The organism is Parendozoicomonas verongulae, from assembly GCF_009711465.1.
GTDB classification, from domain to species: Bacteria; Pseudomonadota; Gammaproteobacteria; order Pseudomonadales; family Endozoicomonadaceae; genus Sansalvadorimonas; species Sansalvadorimonas verongulae.
In genome coordinates this window covers 1-419 of record NZ_SMME01000563.1, presented here as the reverse complement: position 1 = coordinate 419, position 419 = coordinate 1, and the positions used below count along the sequence as shown (strand labels likewise).

Below are 419 nucleotides of genomic sequence, written 5' to 3'. Positions count from 1 at the left end.
CTGTTTCAACGGCCAGGTGTTGTGCAGGCGGTGAAACGGTGAGAGTTAATCCGTCTTTCTGTTTTCTCCCCCGGCAATACATGAGGTGGTGCTCACTTTTCCTGTCTATGATCTTGTCTTCTGATGCATAGGTGGCAGATGCAGACAGGCCGATCACTATGCAAAGACTGATAACAACAAAGTTCACTCTGAAAACCATTCCATTCTCTCCCACAAAAAGAATAAAGAAGATAACAACGTAGCTGGCGACCTTTGGTGTCACTCACCTCTTACATTGTGCTGTATGCGCTGGTGCCTGGTGAGGTGACTGGGGTGGGGAAAACGCTTATTGCACCCGCCTTGGTCACAGACAAAGGGCTTGCCCCCTGTATGGGTGCGTTTGTGGACGATGAGATGACTGGATGCGGTGAAAGACTTGT

1 protein-coding gene is annotated in these 419 nt (G+C 49.4%); it reads right to left on the bottom strand.

The features are described 5' to 3' along the window. On the bottom strand, positions 1–199 hold a 199-nt coding region (locus E1189_RS24755), incomplete at its 3' end, for a hypothetical protein (protein WP_230459967.1). Positions 200–419: the final 220 nt, after the last annotated feature.